The organism is Pseudomonas tohonis (genome assembly GCF_012767755.2).
GTDB lineage: Bacteria > Pseudomonadota > Gammaproteobacteria > Pseudomonadales > Pseudomonadaceae > Metapseudomonas > Metapseudomonas tohonis.
On sequence record NZ_AP023189.1, the window covers coordinates 2,808,022 to 2,825,605 of the forward strand.

Sequence of the window (17,584 nt, forward strand, 5' to 3'; positions counted from 1 at the left end):
CGGCGGGTCGCGTCGCCCCTGCCCCTGGCGGATGACCGGCAGGACGGTCGCGACCCGGCCAGCTATACCCAGTGGAGGCCCGGCCTGCCTGAAGTCGCCGTGGCCTTCCCGGAGGGCTCCATGTCGCACCCTGCCAGAACCGCGCTCGTCACGGGCGCATCGAGAGGAATAGGCGCCGCCATCGCCCTGCGCCTCGCCCTCGATGGCTTCCAGGTCGTGGTCAACTACGCCGCCCGCCCCGAGGCCGCCGAGCAGGTGGTCAGGTCGATCACCCAGGCCGGCGGCAAGGCCTACGCCATCCTCGCCGACGTCAGCGACCCGGCGGCGGTGGCCGCGCTGTTCGACCATGCCGAGATGGAGTACGGCGGCCTCGACGTGCTGGTGAACAATGCCGGCGTCATCCAGCCCGGGCAGATCGATCTCGCCGACACCAGCGAGGCGCTGTTCGATCGCATCTTCGCGGTCAACGCTCGGGGCACCTTCAACACCATGAAGCTCGCGGCCAGGCGCCTGCGCGATGGCGGGCGGATCATCAATTTCTCCACCAGCGTGGTGGGCCTGGCGCTGCCGGGGTACGCCGCCTATGCCGGCTCCAAGGCGGCGGTGGAGGCGATGAGCCGGGTGTTCGCCAAGGAGTTGCGCGGGCGCGGGGTGACGGTCAACTGCGTGGCGCCGGGGCCGACCGCCACCGAGCTGTTCCTCGATGGCAAGGACCCCGGCACGGTGGAGCGCCTGGCCAACCAGGCGCCCTTGCAGCGCCTCGGGCGCCCCGAGGACATAGCCGGTGTGGTGGCCTTTCTCGCCAGTGACGAGGGCGGCTGGATCAACGGCCAGACGCTGCGGGTCAACGGCGGCATCGTCTGAAGCGCTTCAACGCCATCGGAGCCGGGAAAAACACCTGCAAGCCCTGTACAGTCGCGGCGCGGAATCCCGCTCGGCGGTCGATCGATACAGGTGGAGTGTTGGCATGGTGAAGGGAGGCAAGGCGCTGGGCCTGGCGATGACGCTGCTGATGGGCGGCGCGGGCGTGGCCGAGGCGGCATCGCAGCTGCTGTGCGGGATGCGCTGGTCGAGCGCGAACGAGGCGGTCGACCAGCGCCTGGGTGGCGATTGCATGCTGGTGACGGCGGAGGGGGCGTTGCGCGTGCCGCAACTGTTCCAGCAGGTGGGCGGGGGGTTGCAGGCCGGCCGCTTCGCCTTCAAGCGTGACGACCTCTGGGGCTATGCCGAGGGTGACGGGCGGGTGCTGGTCGCGCCTTCGCTCAGCATCGCCCGGCCCTTCGTCGAGGGGCGGGCGATGGTCTGCCGCGAAGAGGCCGAACGACGCTTCTGCGGCTACCTGGGCCTGGATGGCGAGCCGGCCTTCCCGCTCGCCGAGGGCCTGTATTTCCTCCGTGACTACCGGGGCGGCCAGACCCTGGCGGCCCCCGATGGCGGTCGGGGCAACTTCTATATGGACGGCAGCGGCAACCGCCAGGAACCGGGCGCGAGCGCGGCCGGGCGCTGCAACGCCTGGGTGCTGGAAACCCGCTCCGCCCGCGCCCTGGGCCGCTTGCCGGCGGATGGGCGGCTGCCGCTGCCGGGGGCCGATGCCCAGCACCCGCTGGGGGACTGCGCCCAGGCGCTGGAGGCGGTGCCGCCCCTGGAGCTGGACCTGCCGGCGCTGTTCAGCGAGTGGCTGAACCTGCAGGTGACCCAGGTGCATGCCCTAAACGAAGGCGTGCGGGTGATGGCCACGGACGGGCCCTGGGGCTGGGGCCTTTTGGATGCACAGGGCAAACCGCTGTTCGGCCCGGCGCCCCGGCTATACAGCGAACCGCTGGAGCTGAGCGTGCGCGAAGGCCTGCTGCCGGTGCGCCTGCCCACGGGCGAGAACCTGGGGCAGGTGCAATCGCCGAGCACGGTGCGCTTCATGGCGCCGGACGGCCGCTACCCGGTGCCGGGCGATTTCGAGGACGCCCACGGCTTCCACGAGGGCCTGGCGGCGGCGCGCTCGCCGCAGAATCACCTGTGGGGCTTCATCGATCACCAGGGCGCCTGGGTGATCGCCCCGAGCTACGCCGCCGTGATCGAGGACTTCGACCAGGGGCGGGCGGTGGTGAGCCTGGGGCTCGCCAACGAGCGCGGGGTCGAGGCGCTGATCGACCGCGACGGGCAGGTGCTGGCCCGTTACGACGAACTGCTGGCGCGCCACTTCGCCGACCCGCAGCTGGAGCAGTTGCCGGAGCCCCTGCCTTTCCTGCCCTGCGCGCTGAGCGGCGCGAACTACCTCTCGCCGGAGGAGCGGCGGGTGGCGCTGGCCGGGCAGGGCGGTGACTGGGCGGGTTTGTGCAGTGACGATCAATTGCGCGCGAAAGCGCAGCAGATGGCGTTGCGCCTGCACGGCAGCCTGACGCCGGAGCGTTCCATCCTCCAGTGAGCCGCTGCCGTCGAGGCCTGGCCGCAGCGCTTGCGTGACTGCAAGGCTGATGCCGCGTGCCAGCGGGCGCTGCTGGAGGAAGGGTTGAGCGACCCGCATTGGGCGCCGCCAGGGATAGGCGAAGTCAGCTCGGCATTGCCCGAACTCCCGGGCACGGTACCGCCGGCAACCCAGGCGCTCCTGCGCCAGCAGGTGTCGCAATCGGGCAGCTACACGCCCGAAGACGAGGACATGGGCGATGGCTGGGGCGACGCGAGCCTGGGCTTCGGCCTGGTCGACCTGGGCCAGGGCAGGCCGGGCATCCTGGTGTCGCAGAACGTGCAGCGCAGCAACGCCCAGTGGCTGTTCGAGATGGACGCCGCCGGGGCGCCGCGCCTGCTGCTGGAAGGGGCGGGCCTGCTCGGGAGGGTGGCCGGGGCGCTGAGCGAAGGCCATGCGCCGGTGCGCCTCCATGCGGACCAGGGGCAGGGCGTTTCCGATTGGCGCTTCGATGGCAGGGCCTATGTGCTGGAGGCGTCGTGCTGGCAGGCCTGGGGCACGGATGTGCTGTTCGCCTACGACTGCAAGCCTGCCGGCCCCGACTCAGGGCGCTAGGGGGAACTCCAGCACGAAGCGCGTCCAGCCACCGGCCGATTCGCAGCGGATGCTGCCGCCGTGGGCGTGGACGATGGAGCGGGTGATGGCCAGGCCGAGGCCGGCGTGTTCCGCCTGGCCTTCGCGGCGCGCCGGGTCGGCGCGGAAGAAGCGGTCGAACAGCCGGGGCAGCAGTTCGGCGGGGATCGGCGCACCGTCGTTGGCCACTTCCAGGCGCACCCGCGTGGCCTCGCGCTGCACGCTCAGGCGGATGTGGCCGCCCGGCGGGGTGAAGCGCAGGGCGTTGTCGATGAGGTTGGACAGGGCGCGGCGCAGCATGGCACGGTCGGCGGGCAGCGGCGCGTCGCCCTGGCGCGTGAGGCTCACCTGGCCGTCCTCGGCCAGGGGCGCGAAGAACTCCGCGAGGGCATCCAGCTCCTCGCCCAGTTGCAGCGGCTCCAGGCGCGTGGCCAGCAGGCCGTGCTCGGCCTTGGCCAGGAACAGCATGTCGTTGACCATCTGCGCCAGGTGCTGCAGCTCCTCCAGGTTGGAGTGCAGGGCTTCGCGGTAGGTGTCGCCGTCGCGCGGCTGGGCGAGGGTCACCTGGGTCTGGGTGAGCAGGTTGGACAGCGGCGTGCGCAGCTCGTGGGCGATGTCGCTGGAGAAGGCCGAGAGGCGCTGGAAGGCATCGTCCAGGCGGCCGAGCATGGCATTGAAGGCGCGGGTCAGTTCGGCCAGCTCGGGCGGCACCGGGTCTTCGGCGAGGCGGGTGGTGAGGGAGTCGGCGGAGACGCCGGCGGCCACTTCGGCCATGCGCCGCAGGGGGCGCAGGCCGCTGCGCACGGCCCAGGCGCCGAGCAGGGCGGTGGCCAGGGCGCTGAGGCCGACGGTGAGCCAGATCAGCCGTTGCATGCGTTCGAGGAAGTGCTGGTGGTGGGTGATGTCCAGGCGCAGCTCCAGCCGTGGCGAGTCCGCACGCGCGGGCTCCAGCGGGGCTTCGAAGCGGCGCCAGGCGATGTCGCCGTGGCTGTCGTGGGCGGCGCTGGCCACTGCCAGGCTGTCGAACCAGGGTTCGCCGTCGGCGCCGATGATGCGCAGGGCGAGGTCGGGGTGGCGCTCGAGTTCCGTGCGCAGCTGGTCTTCATGGGGCGCCAGGTCGCCGGGCTGGCGGGCGGGGCCGAGGATGCTGCGGAACACCTCGGCCTTGCCGTCCAGCAACTGGCGGTCGAGCTCGATGAAGTGGGCTTCGCTGGCGCGGTCGAAGAGCACGCCGGCGATCAGCGAGACGGCGGCGGTGCTGGCGGCGAACAGCAGGCTGAGGCGGGCGCCGAGGGACAGGCGGCGCATCAGGCGTCCCGCGCCTCGAGCACGTAGCCCATGCCACGCACGGTGTGGATCAGCTTGGTCGGCCAGGCGTCGTCGACCTTGGCGCGCAGGCGGCGGATGGCGACCTCGATGACGTTGGTGTCGCTGTCGAAGTTCATGTCCCAGACCTGGGAGGCGATCAGCGACTTGGGCAGCACCTCGCCGTGGCGGCGCAGCAGCAGTTCGAGCAGGGCGAATTCCTTGGCGGTGAGGTCGATGCGCTGGCCGTCGCGCTCGACCCGGCGGCGCAGCAGGTCGAGGCGCAGGTCGGCCAGTTGCAGGCTGGTGTCCTGCTGGCCGGCGCTGCCCCGGCGCAGCAGGGTGCGCACGCGGGCCAGCAGCTCGGCGAAGGCGAAGGGCTTGACCAGGTAGTCGTCGGCACCCAGCTCCAGGCCGTGCACGCGGTCTTCCACGGCGTCGCGGGCGGTGAGGAACAGCACCGGGGTCTCCAGGCCGGCATCGCGCAGGGTGCGCAGCACCTGCCAGCCGTCGCGGCCGGGGAGCATCACGTCGAGGATGATCAGGTCGTGGTCGCCGGTCAGGGCCAGGTGCTGGCCGGCGATGCCGTCGCTGGCGAGGTCGACGAGGAAGCCGGCCTCGCCCAGGCCCTGGCGCAGGTACTGGCCGGTCTTGGGCTGGTCTTCGACTATCAGCAGTTTCATGGGGCTCTCGGGGTGGGCGATGGCTGCTTTTATACCGCGCCGGCGGCTGCGGGTGGGGCTTGCTGACAAAGTTGTAATGTTCCGGTCAGCCAGGCGGCAGCCTGGGTTGCCTAAGGTGGTGGCATCCCACTCAAGGAGCCTTGCCATGAAAACCCCCTTGCTCGCCCTGGCTATCGGCCTGTCCATCAGCCTGCCGGTGTTCGCCGACACCCCCGCCGGTGGCTACGCCTTCGGTCATCCGGCCAAGGCCGCCGAGGCCGACCGCACCGTGCAGATCACCCTCGGCGACATGTACTACGAGCCGGCCGAACTGGACGTGAAGGCGGGCGAGACGGTGCGCTTCGTGCTGAAGAACACCGGCGCCCTGTTGCATGAGTTCAACCTGGGCGATGCCGCCATGCATGCGTCGCACCAGAAGGAAATGCTGCAGATGCAGCAGATGGGCATGCTCACCCCCACCGGCATGAACCACGACATGGGCCAGATGGACCACAGCAAGATGGGCCATGACATGGCCGGCATGGATCACGGCGCGATGATGAAGCACGACGACCCCAACAGCGTGCTGGTGGAGCCGGGCAAGACCGCCGAGCTCACCTGGACCTTCAGCGCCGCCACCGGCCTGGAGTTCGCCTGCAACATCCCCGGCCACTACCAGGCGGGGATGGTCGGCCGCCTCAAGGTCACGCCATGAGGCGCACGCTGATCGGCGCCGGGCTGCTGGCCCTGGCCGCCGACGCCCTGGGTGGCGGTTACGACCTGGTGATCGATGAAGGCCGGGTGGAGCTGAGCGACGGCAGCCGGCCGGCGCTGACCATCAATGGCCGGTCCCCCGCCCCGGAGCTGCGCTTCAAGGAGGGCGAGGAGGTGGAGATCCGCGTGACCAACCGCCTTGACCGCGACACCTCGCTGCACTGGCACGGGATCATCCTGCCCTACGACCAGGACGGCGTGCCGGGCATCAGCTTTCCCGGCATCAAGCCCGGGCAGACCTTCACCTACCGCTTCCGCCTGCAGCAGTCGGGCACCTACTGGTACCACGCCCACAGCGACTTCCAGGAGCAGGAGGGGTTGTACGGGCCGCTGGTCATCGAGCCGCGTGCCCGCGAGCCGTACCGCTACGACCGCGAGTACACGGTGATGCTGTTCGACTGGCAGGACGAGAAGCCCGAGCGCACCCTGGCCAACCTGAAGAAGGACGCCGAGTACTACAACGACCAGAAGCTGACCCTGGGGGATTTCTTCCGCGACGCCGGGCGCGATGGTATCTGGGCGACGCTGAAGGACCGCTGGGCCTGGGGCGACATGCGCATGTCGCCGACCGATATCGCCGATGTCAGCGGCTTCCGCTTCCTGGTCAACGGCCGCGACACCGCGCAGAACTGGACGGCGCTGTTCAAGCCCGGCGAGCGGGTGCGCCTGCGCATCATCAACGCCTCGGGCATGAGCTACTTCGACCTGCGCATCCCCGGCCTGCCGATGACCGTGGTGCAGGCCGACGGCAACGACGTGCTGCCGGTGACGGTGGACCGCCTGCGCATGGCGGTGGCGGAAACCTATGACGTGATCGTGCAGCCCACCGAGGACCGCGCCTATTCGCTGCTGGCCGAATCCATGGACCGGCGCGGCCTGGTGCGCGCCACCCTGGCCCCGCGCGAGGGCATGGCCGGCGAGGTGCCGCCCCTGGGCGCGCCCCGGCGCCTGACCATGGCGGACATGGGCATGGCCCACGACATGGGCGATATGGGCGATATGGGTGATATGGACGGCATGGCGGGCATGGATCACGGGGCCATGGCCGGGATGGATCATGCCGCGATGGGCCACGGGATGCCTGCGGCCTCGGCGGGCAACCCCGACTACGCACCGGGCAGCGGCGTGGCGCCGGAGGCCGAGGGCGGGCGCGTGCTGGTCTATGGCGACCTCAAGGCAATGCGCCCGGATGCCCGCTACCGCGCGCCGGACCGCACCATCGAGCTGAAGCTCACCGGCAACATGGAGCGCTACTTCTGGTCGTTCGACGGGGTGAAGTACTCGGAGGCTGAGCCCATCCGCCTGCGCTACGGCGAGCGTGTGCGCTTTCGCTTCGTCAACCAGACGATGATGAACCACCCCATGCACCTGCATGGCATGTGGATGCAGCTGGACAAGGGCAACGGCCGGCTCAACCCGCTCAAGCACGTGGTCAACGTCGCTCCGGGCAGCACCCTGGAGGTGGATGTGCCGGCCGACGCCATCGGCGAGTGGGCCTTCCACTGCCACCTGATCTACCACATGGCCAGTGGCATGTTCCGCAAGGTGGTGGTCGAGGCGCCCGACGGCAGCAGCCGGTCCCTGGGCGATGCCATGGACATGAAGGAGGCCGCCCATGCGCAGCATTGAATGGGGGCTGCTGGCGGTTCTGACCAGCCCGGCGGCGCTGGCGATGGACATGGATGCCATGCCCGTCGGCTACTTCGGTTTCGATCGCCTGGAGAGCCGCCTGCATGGCAATGACGCCCAGCTGGCCTGGGAGGCGGAGGGCTGGTACGGCACCGACCTGCACAAGCTGGTGCTGAAAAGCGAGGGGCTGCGCGACGCCGGTGGCCCGACCGTGGACAGCGAGACGCAGCTGCTTTACCGGCGCATGGCGAGCGAATTCTTCGACTGGCAGGCGGGGTTGCGCCACGACGACCAGCCGGGGCCCTCGCGCAGCCATGGGATGCTCGGCCTCAAGGGCCTGGCGCCGCAGTGGTTCGAGGTGGAGGCGAACCTGTTCGTCAGCGAACGGGGCGATACCTCCCTGCGCCTGGAGGCGGAGTACGAGCTGCTGCTGACCCGGCGCCTGGTGCTGGAACCGCGCCTGGAATACGACCTGGCCCTGGCGGATGACCGCGACCTGGGGCGTGGTGCGGGTGGCAGCACCCTGGAGACCGGGCTGCGCCTGCACTGGCGGTTGGCGCCGAATTTCTCGCCCTATGTCGGCTACGAGTGGGAGCGCACTTATGGCCGCAGCGGCGATTGGCTGCGTGAGGCGGGCGAGGCGGACGAGGAGGGCGCCTGGGTGGTGGGGCTGCGCGCCTGGTTCTGAGCGGGCGCCGGGCGGGTTTTGCGGCGGGCGGCGGCCTGTATACAATTGCCGGGTTTTCCCGCTCAGGTCGCCTTCCTCATGCAGCATCCCGCCGAACACTCGCCGCTGGGCAAATCCAGCGAGTACATCAGCACCTACAGCCCGCAACTGCTGTTCCCCATCTCCCGCGTGGCTAAGTGGAACGAACTGGGGCTGACGGCGGAGACCCTGCCCTACAAGGGCGTGGATTTCTGGAATTGCTATGAGCTGTCCTGGCTGACCCCGTCCGGCAAGCCGGTGGTGGCCATCGGCGAGTTCGCCATCCCGGCGGATTCGCCGAACATCATCGAGTCGAAGTCCTTCAAGCTCTACCTCAACTCGCTGAACCAGAGCGCCTTCGCCGATGCCGCCGCGCTGGTGGCGGTGCTGGAGAAGGACCTGTCCGCCGCCGCCGGTGCTCCGGTGCAGGTGCGGGTGCGCAGCCTGGCCGAGGTGGAGGCCGAAGGGGTGGCCCGTGCCGCCGGCGTCTGCATCGACGACCTGGATATCGCCATCGCCAACTACGAGCACCCGCAGCCGGAGCTGCTGCGCGCCGACGCTGGCGAGGTGGTGGAGGAGGCGCTGCACAGCCACCTGTTGAAGTCCAACTGCCCGGTCACCAGCCAGCCGGACTGGGGCACCCTGGTGGTGGAGTACAAAGGCGCGCGCCTGGATCACGCCAGCTTCCTGGCCTACATCGTCAGCTTCCGCCAGCACTGCGATTTCCACGAGCAATGCGTCGAGCGTGTCTTCCTCGACCTCAAGCGGCTGCTGAACCCCGAGTACCTGACGGTGCATGCCCGCTACGTGCGCCGGGGCGGGCTGGACATCAACCCCTACCGCAGCACCCACGCGCTGGCGCCGGACAACGGGCGGCTCGCGCGGCAGTAGGCGGCCCATTCCCCGGGCTGAAGCCAGGGCTAGCGCCCAGAACGCAAAACCCCGGCACAAGGCCGGGGTTTTTGTTGCAGCTGCCGTCAGATGCCCATGTTCGCCAGGCTCTGGACGATGTTGCGCAAGGTGCCGGCCAGGGTCGGGTGCTTGATCTCGAAGCGCTCGACCGCGAGGTTGACGCCATCCACCAGGCTGTCGTCAGGCGGGGTGGCCGGCTCGGCGGCCAGTTGCAGTTCGATGTCCTGGATCAGCGTGTTCAGCTCGGCGCGCTCGTGCTCATCCATCGGGGCGTCGCTGGCCAACTGCTCGCGCAGTTCTTGCAGTTGCTGCTGCAGGCGTTCAGACATGGCGTTCTCCTTTCATGTGACTCAGGAGTGGACCTCGGGCGGCTGTCAAAAGGTCCCTCGTGTCGTTGAGATTAATCCAGGAGTGCCGCGCGCGCCTGATCCCGATCAAGGCTGTAACAATTGCCGGCTCAGGGCTTTTCCCCCTTCTGCCGGCGTGCCGCCAGGTCGTCCAGGCAGGCGGGCAGCTCGCCCAGGTGGTCGATCACCGAATGGGCGCCCAGGCGGTACAGCTCCAGGGTCGCGCGGGCGCGTAGCGGGTCGCGTTCGCTGCTGGGCAGGGCCTGCCAGTCACCGAGGGCCTGGCCGCAAAGGCGCCCGCTGGCGGCCAGGCCCACGGTCCACAGCCCGGCGTTGAGCCCGGCCTGGATCAGGCGTGGTTCGCCGCTGACCAGCACGCAGCCTTCGAGGCGGTCGACGCCCAGGCTGGCGAGGGCGCTCCAGCAGGCGTCGGGCGCTGGCCAGGGACGGCAGTCGGGGTCGTTGCCGGCGGCCAGGGTGCTGGCCAGGGGGCCGGAGAGGGCGTGGGTGGTGCCTTCGGGCAGTTCGTCCAGCCAGGCGCCGGGGATCTGCCGGGTGGCCAGGAGGTCGAGGAGCTGGTCCAGGCCCGGGGCCGCTTCGGCGTGTTCGTCGGCGGCGCTGGCCAGGGCTTCGGCGAAGCGGGCGAGCTCGGCGGCCTTGGCCGGGCGCTGCAGGGCATGGCCGAGGGCCTGGGTCGGCGGCAGGTTGGCGGCTTCCTGCAGGCGCTCCGGGGCGCAGCGGGGCAGGGTGCGGGTCAGGGCCACGGGGAGGGTCCGGGCGCCGAAGTCCACGAGGCAGCCGGACAGGCCGAAGAGCAGGGCGTTGAACGCGGGCGGTGTGCGGGTGGGCATGGCGAGGTCATCCTGACGGGGTCAGGTCCAGCCTAGCTCCGGCGGATGACGCGGCGATGACGGAAAGATGACGCTCAGGCGCCGCCCATCAAGGCGCGCAGGGCGGCGGGCACGGGGATCGGCCGGTTGCTGGCGTGATCGACCCAGACCAGCTTGCAGTAGCCTTCGCCGTAGGTGGATTGCGGGTCTTCCTCGGTGCTCAGGCGATGCTCGACCACCAGGCTGGAGGTGCCGACCTGGCCGGCGAACAGTTCGACGACCACGGTGGCCGGGTGCACCACGGGGCGCAGGTAGGTGTGCAGGGTCTGCAGGACGACCGGGCCCTGCTCGACGTTGCTCATGGGGATGCCATGGCGCTCGAACCAGGCGACCCGGGCTTCTTCCAGGTACTGGATATAGAGGGTGTTGTTGACGTGGCCGTAGCTGTCCATGTCGCCCCAGCGCACTGGGATGCGGGCAATATGAAGCAATCGTTTTTCCTGCATCGGTGGCCTTCGCTATGCTGCCTATTGCGTTCCCGATGGCCGTATAATGCGCGCCTCACCGGGCTGCCCGCGGGGCTGCCACACTACTTTTCTCTAGGAGAGTCTGCAATGCGAATGATCGGCACCGGGTGGCTCGATCGTCTTGGTCGTGTATGCGTCGTGGCTGGGCTGGCGCTGCTGCCGCTGGCGGCGGGTGCGGTGGAAAGCGACCCGTGGGAGGGCGTCAACCGGGTGATCTTCCGCTTCAACGACACCCTCGACACCTACGCGCTGAAGCCGGTCGCGCAGGGCTACCAGGCGGTGACCCCCGACTTCGTCGAGGATGGCGTGCACAACGTGTTCAGCAACGTCGGCGATGTCGGCAACCTGGCCAACGACCTGCTGCAGGCGAAGTTCCACGACGCCGGTGTCGACACCGGTCGCCTGATCTTCAACACCACCTTCGGCCTGCTGGGCGTGTTCGACGTGGCCACCCGCATGGGGCTGCAGCGCAACGACGAGGACTTCGGCCAGACCCTGGGCGCGTGGGGCGTGGGCAGTGGCCCGTACGTGGTGTTGCCGTTGCTGGGCCCGAGCACCCTGCGCGACGCGCCGGCGAAGATCCCGGACAGCTACCTCGGCCCGTACCCGTACATCGACCATGTGCCGACCCGCAACGTGATCCGTGGCGTCAACGTCATCGACACCCGCGCCAACCTGCTGTCGGCGGAGAAGTTCATCCAGGGCGACAAGTACAACTTCATCCGCAACGCCTACCTGCAGAACCGTGAGTTCAAGGTGCGCGACGGTGAGGTCGAGGACGACTTCTAGGCCTTCGTGGGCATGAAAAAGGCGGCCATCGGGCCGCCTTTTTCGTTTCAGGTCATCGCTCAGCGCATCGAGATGATGGCGAGCCCGATGGACTTGCCACCGTTCTCCCCGTCGCTCACGCGCACCACCTCCGCCTCGGCTTCGAGGCCCTGCAGCTCGGCGTGATCGGATGGGATGTGGACCTTGACCTTGTCGCCGATCGCCAGCTCCACATCCGCTTCCAGCTGCATGCCGGTGCTGGAGAGGTCGCGGCAAAGGGCGGGAATCTCGCGTCCGGCATGATGCAGGACGACATGGGCTTCGACTTGCATCCGGATGAAATCGCGTTTCTCGCTATAGGCTCGATCGCTTTGGCTCATTGCCACTGTCCTCTTGTATTTGATGGACTCTCCCCGAGCTTCTTATAACTCCCGTCGATTTCTTGTGTAAAGGCAGGTTTCGACAATCGGTGCACGCTTGAATCGCCCCGCGGATGGGAGTACCGTCTGCGCCTTGAAGCGAACCCCCATACGCGCACCAGGGCCTTGGGCCGGGTGTTCAACCAGCCCGTCCCCCGGCGCCGTTTGCCTGGATACTCCATGCACAATACCAGTGCCAAGCTGCTGATCATCGATGACGACGAGGTAGTGCGCGCAAGCCTTGCAGCCTATCTGGAAGACAGTGGTTTCAGCGTCCTGCAGGCTGCCAATGGCTTGCAGGGGCTGCAGGTTTTCGAGCAGGAACATCCCGATCTGGTGATCTGCGACCTGCGCATGCCCCAGGTCGACGGCCTCGAACTCATCCGCCGCGTCAATCAACTGCAATCCGATACCCCGGTCATCGTCGTGTCCGGCGCGGGTGTCATGAGCGATGCCGTCGAGGCCTTGCGCCTGGGTGCCGCCGACTACCTGATCAAGCCCCTGGAAGACCTGGCGGTGCTCGAGCACTCCGTGCACCGGGCCCTGGATCGCTACGCCCTGCGCGTCGAGAACCAGCGCTACCGCGAGGAGCTGGAAGCGGCCAACCGCGAGCTCCAAGCCAGCCTGCACCTGCTGCAGGAAGACCAGAACGCCGGGCGCCAGGTGCAGATGAACATGCTGCCGGTGACGCCCTGGACGGTGGACGGGCTGAAGTTCGCCCACCAGATCATCCCGTCGCTCTACCTGTCGGGGGACTTCGTCGACTACTTCCGCGTGGACGAGCGCCGCGTCGCCTTCTACCTGGCTGATGTCTCGGGCCATGGCGCATCCTCGGCCTTCGTCACCGTGCTGTTGAAGTTCATGACCACCCGGCTGCTCTATGAGTCCCGGCGTGGCGGCATGCTTCCCGAGTTCAAGCCTTCCGATGTGCTCGGCCACATCAACCGCGGCCTGATCAACTGCAAGCTGGGCAAGCACGTGACCATGCTCGGCGGGGTGATAGACGAAGAGAGCGGTCTGCTGACCTACAGCATCGGCGGGCATCTGCCGCTGCCGGTGCTGTTCAGCGAAGGCAAGGCACGTTACCTGAGCGGGCGTGGCCTGCCCGTCGGACTGTTCGATGAGGCGACCTATGAGGACCAGGTCCTCGAGTTGCCGCCATCCTTCAGCCTGACCCTTTTATCCGACGGCATTCTGGACCTTTTGCCGGGAGATACGCTCAAAGAAAAAGAAGCCGCGCTACCGGAACTGGTGTGCACGGCAGGTGGCAGTCTGGATGGCTTGCGACAGGTGTTTGGACTGGCCAATCTGGGCGAGATGCCGGATGATATCGCCTTGCTGGTGTTGAGCAGGAACCTTGCATGAGTACCGGTAAAATCCAGTTTGCCGAGCAGGACGGGACCTTCGTCCTGAAGTTCGTCGGTGAAATTCGCCTTACCTTGTGTTCGGCTCTGGATGCGACCATTGAAAAGATCTTCTCCGCGCTGAATTTCTCTGCGATCGTCATCGATCTCACGGAAACTCGCAGCATCGACAGCACCACGCTCGGCCTCCTGGCCAAGTTGTCGATCCTGTCGCGGCAGAAGGTGGGACTGTTGCCGACCGTGGTGACCACCCATCCGGACATTACCCGACTCTTGCAGTCGATGGGGTTCGACCAGGTGTTCAACATCGTCGGCAAACCGCTGCCATGCCCGGAATGCCTGGAAGACCTGCCTCCGCAGGACCAGACCGAGGACGTGGTACGCATCAAGGTGCTGGAAGCACACCGCATCCTGATGGGGCTCAACGAGTCCAATCGAGAAGCCTTCCACGATCTGGTGAGCGCCCTCGAGCGCAGCTGATCGTCTTTCCCCCTGATTGGTGAACCCGCGCGCGCAGCCTTGTGGCTGCGCGCGCGTTTTTATTTCAGGCGCGGGCCTTGAGCAGGGCTTCGAGCTTTTCCTGATCGCGGGCGAACAGACGGATGCCTTCGGCGAGCTTCTCGGTCGCCATCGCATCTTCGTTGAACTGCCAACGGAACTGGGCCTGGTCCAGCGCGACGCGCGCTTCGTTGTCGCTGCCGGCGCTGAGCCTGCGCTCCAGGCTGCCCTGGTCGTCCGCGAGCTGTTGCAGGAGGTCGGGGCTGATGGTCAGGCGATCGCAACCGGCCAATTGCTCGATCTGACCGAGGTTGCGGAAGCTCGCGCCCATCACCACCGTGTCGTAGCCGTGGGCCTTGTAGTAGCGGTAGATGCGCGAGACCGACTGCACGCCAGGATCCTCGGCACCGGTGAAATCGCGGCCTTCGGCCTTCTTGTACCAGTCGTAGATACGGCCGACGAAAGGCGAGATGAGGAAGACCCCGGCATCGGCGCAGGCGACCGCCTGGGCGAAGTTGAACAACAGCGTCAGGTTGGTCTGGATGCCGTCGCGCTCCAGCTGCTCGGCCGCGCGGATGCCTTCCCAGGTGGAGGCGATCTTGATCAGCACGCGGTCGCGACCGATGCCGGCCTTGTCGTACAAGCCGATCAGGCGCTCGGCGCGGCGCAGCGTGGCCTGGGTATCGAAGGACAGGCGGGCGTCGACTTCCGTGGAGATACGGCCCGGGATCACCTTGAGGATCTCCTGGCCCACGGCGACGCCGAAGCGGTCGCAGGCCAGGCCCAGATCGCCCGCGCTGCCGGCCACGGCTGCATCGAGCAGTTCCGCGTAGCGGGGCAGGGCGGCGGCCTTGAGCAGCAGCGAGGGGTTGGTGGTGGCGTCGACCGGCTTGAGGCGGGCGATGGCGTCGAGGTCCCCGGTGTCGGCGACCACGGTGGTGAACTGCTTGAGTTGATCCAGCTTGGATGTCATGGACGAAGCCTTGTCGTTGCAGATTGCATGACCTTACCCGAGCTCCCTGGCGCGCTCAACGGGGCGGCGCGGGTAAATTCGCGGCCCTGTCCCGCGTCTTTCTCCCTGAAGGGATCGAGCGGAAGCGCCGCCCCTGTCTGACCGCTGGATTCGGATTTTTTTCCGTTTTTCTTGCGGGTTTTTCGTTCTCGTTCGTCTTTATTGTTAGAGCCCCTGGTTTTTCAGGGGAAAAGAGGCCGGCAGGACCGCCAGCCTCCATGCAAGCCGAACAGGCAACAGATACATCAAGGAGTCATGCCATGCCGATGAGCGACCACCAGCACCTGCGCCACCTGCTGCAGGAGGCCGGCCTGAAAGCCAGCCTGCCTCGCCTGAAAGTACTGGAAGTGCTCTGCGACGCCAGCCAGGAAAGCGGCGGCATATCCACCCGGTTGCTGCACGAACGCCTGAATGCCGCCGGCGAGCCTCTCTCGCTGATCAGCGTGCGCCAGGTGCTCGGCCGCATGCTGGAGAGCGGCCTGGTCGTGCCCGGAGGGCATAAGGGGTATTGCCTGGCGCCGAGCCAGAACGCGGCTCAGTGGCCGCGCAGCAGCTCGGTGGCCTGATCCAGCAACCCTAGCGGGTCGGTGGTCTTGTGCACGTCCACCGAGAGCAACTGGCGGAAACGCCGTGCGCCGGGGAAACCCTGGCCCAGGCCCAGTACATGGCGGGTGATGTGATGCATCTGCCCGCCCTCAGCGATGTGCCGTTCTATATAGGGGCGCAACGCCGCCAGGGCCTCGGCGCGGGTCGGTTGCGGCCTGTCGTCGCCGAATAGCCGCGCATCCACGCCCGCCAGCAGGTAGGGGTTGTGATAGGCCTCGCGGCCGAGCATCACGCCGTCGAACACCTCCAGATGCGTCGCGCACTCGTCCAGCGTCTTGATGCCGCCGTTGAGGATCAGCTCCAGATCCGGGAAATCCTTTTTCAACTGCGCGGCGACGTCGTAGCGCAGCGGCGGGATTTCACGGTTTTCCTTCGGCGACAGTCCTTCGAGGATCGCGATGCGCGCGTGCACGGTGAAGCTGCGGCAGCCCGCTTCCCGCACCTGGCCGACGAAATCGCATAGTTCGGCATAGCTGTCGCGCCCGTTGATGCCGATGCGGTGCTTGACCGTCACCGGAATCGCCACCGCATCCAGCATCGCCTTCACGCAGTCGGCCACCAGGGCCGGATGGCCCATCAGGCAAGCGCCGATCATGTTGTTCTGCACCCGGTCGCTGGGGCAGCCGACATTGAGGTTCACCTCGTCGTAGCCCGCTTCCTCCGCAAAGCGTGCGCAGGCCGCCAGGTCCGCCGGTACGCTGCCACCCAACTGCAACGCCAGCGGGTGCTCCGCCTCGTCGTGGCGGAGGAAACGCGCCCGATCCCCTTGCAGAAGTGCCCCGGTGGTGACCATCTCCGTATACAGCAGCGCATGGCGCGAGAGCAGGCGCAGAAAGAACCGACAATTTCTATCCGTCCAATCCATCATCGGCGCAACGGAGAAGCGGCGGGACAGCGCAGGGCGCGTGGTTGCTGGGCTTGAGGCTATTTCTTTAAGCATTTTCGTACAGCTGATAGAGGGCGGTTTAGGGCCGTTTCCGATTGTTTGAGAGGGTCGTTGCAACAATGTAGCAAGCGACTTTCGTCATGTAGCAACTGAGAAATGGGCACGATCACAGCACGTAAATGGAGGGATGGCAGCGATGGATACACCGCTCGAATCCGAATCAGTCGTGAAGGGCGCACAGTCTACCAAGAATCCCCACCATTCGACCGTAAGCAGTCTGCCCAGGCGTGGCTGAGGAAGCGTGAAACCGAGCTTTCTGAGCCCGGAGCCATTGAAGAGCCAATCGGAAAGGGGTCCTGCTCAAAGACATCATCGGCCAGTACTTGGAGGGGCATGAGCGCATCCACCCCCTGGGCAAGACGAGGAGGGCGATGCTCGAAGCGATTGGCAAAACCTGGTTGGGCGGGCTGACCGACCGCGAGCTCGATAGCAAAACGTCTGGTCGCAGCGAGGTCGTGTCTATTGGCGTAGAGAGGTTAAGTGGTCTAGCTTCGTAGGCCCGGCATGGAGCCGGTCATAAGGAGATGGTCATGAGCGAAGAAAAGACGGTGCAGGACGATCAACCGAAGGAGATCAACCAGAAGGAAATAGAGGAAGCGGCACTGAAGCCATTTGGTGCCTTCGAAGACTTGCTCAAACAAATCGCCCCCACGGCCCCGCCCATCGCAGGCAGTATCGCTAAGAAAATCTGAGCCCATGGAGAAGGATGATGAGATATTCGCTAGGGGTGCTGTGCGTCTTATTTTTTGGCAGTGCAAGCGCTGAGCAGTTTTTGGTTCGAGCTGATCGTGGGCATCAGTGTATCGGCGATGTTTTTATGCTGAGTGATGTCTCCGAAATGGTTTATCTGGAAAGAAAGTGTGAATTGCAGGTCTCGCGTGCAGCTGAGAAGCATGCCTATGTCTCCCGCAGTGGAAGCTCCGAAGTGAGGGGCTGCTGGCTCAGGCTTTCCGATGGAAACTACTCCGTGATGGAGGAAGCAGGTGGCCAGCAGCTCCTTAATGCTCTCGCGTATGCGCGAGCAGAAACCACGTCTCCCTCCGCCGCCAAGATCATCAGTACGCCACTGCAGGAACCTGACTGCCCCTCACCGTAATGCTCAGGTGATCCAGTCAGTTTCTTTCTGCCAGGCACGGTAAAGCCGCCCTCGTGGGGCGGCTGGTTAATACTCAAACCTTTCCTGCAACTGCTTTCATAAAATGATTCTTGGCAGCGCCAGTTTGATAGTCCCTGTGGTGTTCGGATAGC

At 66.8% G+C, this 17,584-nt stretch carries 21 protein-coding genes; 13 read left to right on the top strand and 8 right to left on the bottom strand.

Annotated features, from left to right (window positions below):
- Positions 1-120 precede the first annotated feature (120 nt).
- From HSX14_RS12885 to HSX14_RS12895, 3 genes are all read left to right on the top strand, one after another.
- Positions 121-864 carry an SDR family oxidoreductase gene (locus HSX14_RS12885; RefSeq protein ID WP_173174388.1) on the top strand — a complete coding sequence of 248 codons (744 nt, stop codon included), beginning with the start codon at positions 121-123 and terminating at the stop codon, positions 862-864.
- 103 nt (positions 865-967) lie between these two features.
- Positions 968-2,419, top strand: coding sequence for a WG repeat-containing protein (locus HSX14_RS12890; RefSeq protein ID WP_173174386.1), 1,452 nt, complete (start codon positions 968-970; stop codon positions 2,417-2,419).
- Between the two features lie 84 nt (positions 2,420-2,503).
- The gene (locus HSX14_RS12895) at positions 2,504-3,013 is read left to right on the top strand and encodes a hypothetical protein (RefSeq protein ID WP_173174384.1); all 510 of its coding nucleotides are present in this window, start codon (positions 2,504-2,506) and stop codon (positions 3,011-3,013) included.
- Here HSX14_RS12895 and HSX14_RS12900 read toward each other — a convergent pair.
- Positions 3,002-4,339 (bottom strand): heavy metal sensor histidine kinase, encoded by a 1,338-nt coding sequence (locus HSX14_RS12900; protein WP_173174382.1) that lies wholly within the window; start codon positions 4,337-4,339, stop codon positions 3,002-3,004. The two genes, HSX14_RS12895 and HSX14_RS12900, sit on opposite strands and share 12 nt — an antisense overlap.
- Positions 4,339-5,019 carry a heavy metal response regulator transcription factor gene (locus HSX14_RS12905; RefSeq protein ID WP_173174380.1) on the bottom strand — a complete coding sequence of 227 codons (681 nt, stop codon included), beginning with the start codon at positions 5,017-5,019 and terminating at the stop codon, positions 4,339-4,341. The genes HSX14_RS12900 and HSX14_RS12905 overlap by 1 nt, the downstream gene beginning before the upstream one ends.
- Positions 5,020-5,164: 145 nt before the next feature.
- Here HSX14_RS12905 and copI point away from each other — a divergent pair, with 145 nt between their 5' ends.
- The 4 genes from copI (at position 5,165) to queF (ending at position 8,998) form a co-directional block, all read left to right on the top strand.
- Positions 5,165-5,713: a copper-resistant cuproprotein CopI gene (gene copI, locus HSX14_RS12910; protein WP_228723584.1), complete on the top strand. Its 549-nt coding sequence runs from the start codon at positions 5,165-5,167 to the stop codon at positions 5,711-5,713.
- On the top strand, positions 5,710-7,401 hold the full coding sequence (locus HSX14_RS12915; protein WP_173174376.1) for a copper resistance system multicopper oxidase: 1,692 nt from the start codon (positions 5,710-5,712) through the stop codon (positions 7,399-7,401). Before copI ends, HSX14_RS12915 begins: the two co-directional genes overlap by 4 nt.
- A complete protein-coding gene (locus HSX14_RS12920) occupies positions 7,388-8,089 on the top strand; it encodes a copper resistance protein B (protein WP_173174374.1) in 702 nt (233 codons plus the stop codon). Before HSX14_RS12915 ends, HSX14_RS12920 begins: the two co-directional genes overlap by 14 nt.
- 78 nt (positions 8,090-8,167) lie before the next feature.
- Positions 8,168-8,998, top strand: coding sequence for an NADPH-dependent 7-cyano-7-deazaguanine reductase QueF (gene queF / locus HSX14_RS12925; RefSeq protein ID WP_173174372.1), 831 nt, complete (start codon positions 8,168-8,170; stop codon positions 8,996-8,998).
- 86 nt (positions 8,999-9,084) lie between these two features.
- Here the strand turns inward: queF and HSX14_RS12930 are convergent, their stop codons facing one another.
- From HSX14_RS12930 to HSX14_RS12940, 3 genes are all read right to left on the bottom strand, one after another.
- A complete protein-coding gene (locus HSX14_RS12930) occupies positions 9,085-9,348 on the bottom strand; it encodes a DUF4404 family protein (protein WP_173174370.1) in 264 nt (87 codons plus the stop codon).
- A gap of 128 nt (positions 9,349-9,476) precedes the next feature.
- Positions 9,477-10,217 (bottom strand): HAD superfamily inactivated hydrolase PcrP, encoded by a 741-nt coding sequence (locus HSX14_RS12935; RefSeq protein WP_173174368.1) that lies wholly within the window; start codon positions 10,215-10,217, stop codon positions 9,477-9,479.
- Between the two features lie 74 nt (positions 10,218-10,291).
- Positions 10,292-10,702, bottom strand: coding sequence for an acyl-CoA thioesterase (locus HSX14_RS12940; protein WP_173174366.1), 411 nt, complete (start codon positions 10,700-10,702; stop codon positions 10,292-10,294).
- 108 nt (positions 10,703-10,810) lie between these two features.
- Between HSX14_RS12940 and HSX14_RS12945 the strand changes: the two genes are divergently transcribed.
- Entirely contained in the window at positions 10,811-11,512 is a 702-nt protein-coding gene (locus HSX14_RS12945) for an MlaA family lipoprotein (RefSeq protein WP_173174364.1), read from the top strand.
- A 59-nt stretch (positions 11,513-11,571) separates the two neighbouring features.
- Here HSX14_RS12945 and HSX14_RS12950 read toward each other — a convergent pair whose 3' ends face one another.
- Positions 11,572-11,871, bottom strand: coding sequence for a PilZ domain-containing protein (locus HSX14_RS12950; RefSeq protein WP_111264162.1), 300 nt, complete (start codon positions 11,869-11,871; stop codon positions 11,572-11,574).
- A gap of 219 nt (positions 11,872-12,090) precedes the next feature.
- On the opposite strand from HSX14_RS12950, the gene rssB reads away from it, so the two are divergent.
- Positions 12,091-13,275: a two-component system response regulator RssB gene (rssB, locus tag HSX14_RS12955; RefSeq protein WP_111264163.1), complete on the top strand. Its 1,185-nt coding sequence runs from the start codon at positions 12,091-12,093 to the stop codon at positions 13,273-13,275.
- Positions 13,272-13,754, top strand: coding sequence for an anti-sigma factor antagonist RssC (gene rssC / locus HSX14_RS12960; RefSeq protein ID WP_173174361.1), 483 nt, complete (start codon positions 13,272-13,274; stop codon positions 13,752-13,754). The genes rssB and rssC overlap by 4 nt, the downstream gene beginning before the upstream one ends.
- A gap of 64 nt (positions 13,755-13,818) precedes the next feature.
- Here rssC and tal read toward each other — a convergent pair whose 3' ends face one another.
- Positions 13,819-14,745, bottom strand: a complete 927-nt coding sequence (gene tal, locus HSX14_RS12965; RefSeq protein ID WP_173174359.1) for a transaldolase — start codon at positions 14,743-14,745, stop codon at positions 13,819-13,821.
- Between the two features lie 299 nt (positions 14,746-15,044).
- Here tal and HSX14_RS12970 point away from each other — a divergent pair, with 299 nt between their 5' ends.
- Positions 15,045-15,350: a hypothetical protein gene (locus HSX14_RS12970; RefSeq protein WP_173174357.1), complete on the top strand. Its 306-nt coding sequence runs from the start codon at positions 15,045-15,047 to the stop codon at positions 15,348-15,350.
- Here HSX14_RS12970 and dusA read toward each other — a convergent pair.
- Positions 15,320-16,330: a tRNA dihydrouridine(20/20a) synthase DusA gene (dusA, locus tag HSX14_RS12975; protein ID WP_173174563.1), complete on the bottom strand. Its 1,011-nt coding sequence runs from the start codon at positions 16,328-16,330 to the stop codon at positions 15,320-15,322. The genes HSX14_RS12970 and dusA overlap by 31 nt on opposite strands.
- 536 nt (positions 16,331-16,866) lie before the next feature.
- Here dusA and HSX14_RS12980 point away from each other — a divergent pair.
- Both HSX14_RS12980 and HSX14_RS12985 read left to right on the top strand, forming a co-directional pair.
- Positions 16,867-17,028, top strand: a complete 162-nt coding sequence (locus tag HSX14_RS12980) for a hypothetical protein (RefSeq protein WP_173174355.1) — start codon at positions 16,867-16,869, stop codon at positions 17,026-17,028.
- Positions 17,029-17,045: 17 nt separating this feature from the next.
- Positions 17,046-17,432: a hypothetical protein gene (locus tag HSX14_RS12985; protein WP_173174353.1), complete on the top strand. Its 387-nt coding sequence runs from the start codon at positions 17,046-17,048 to the stop codon at positions 17,430-17,432.
- Positions 17,433-17,584: the final 152 nt, after the last annotated feature.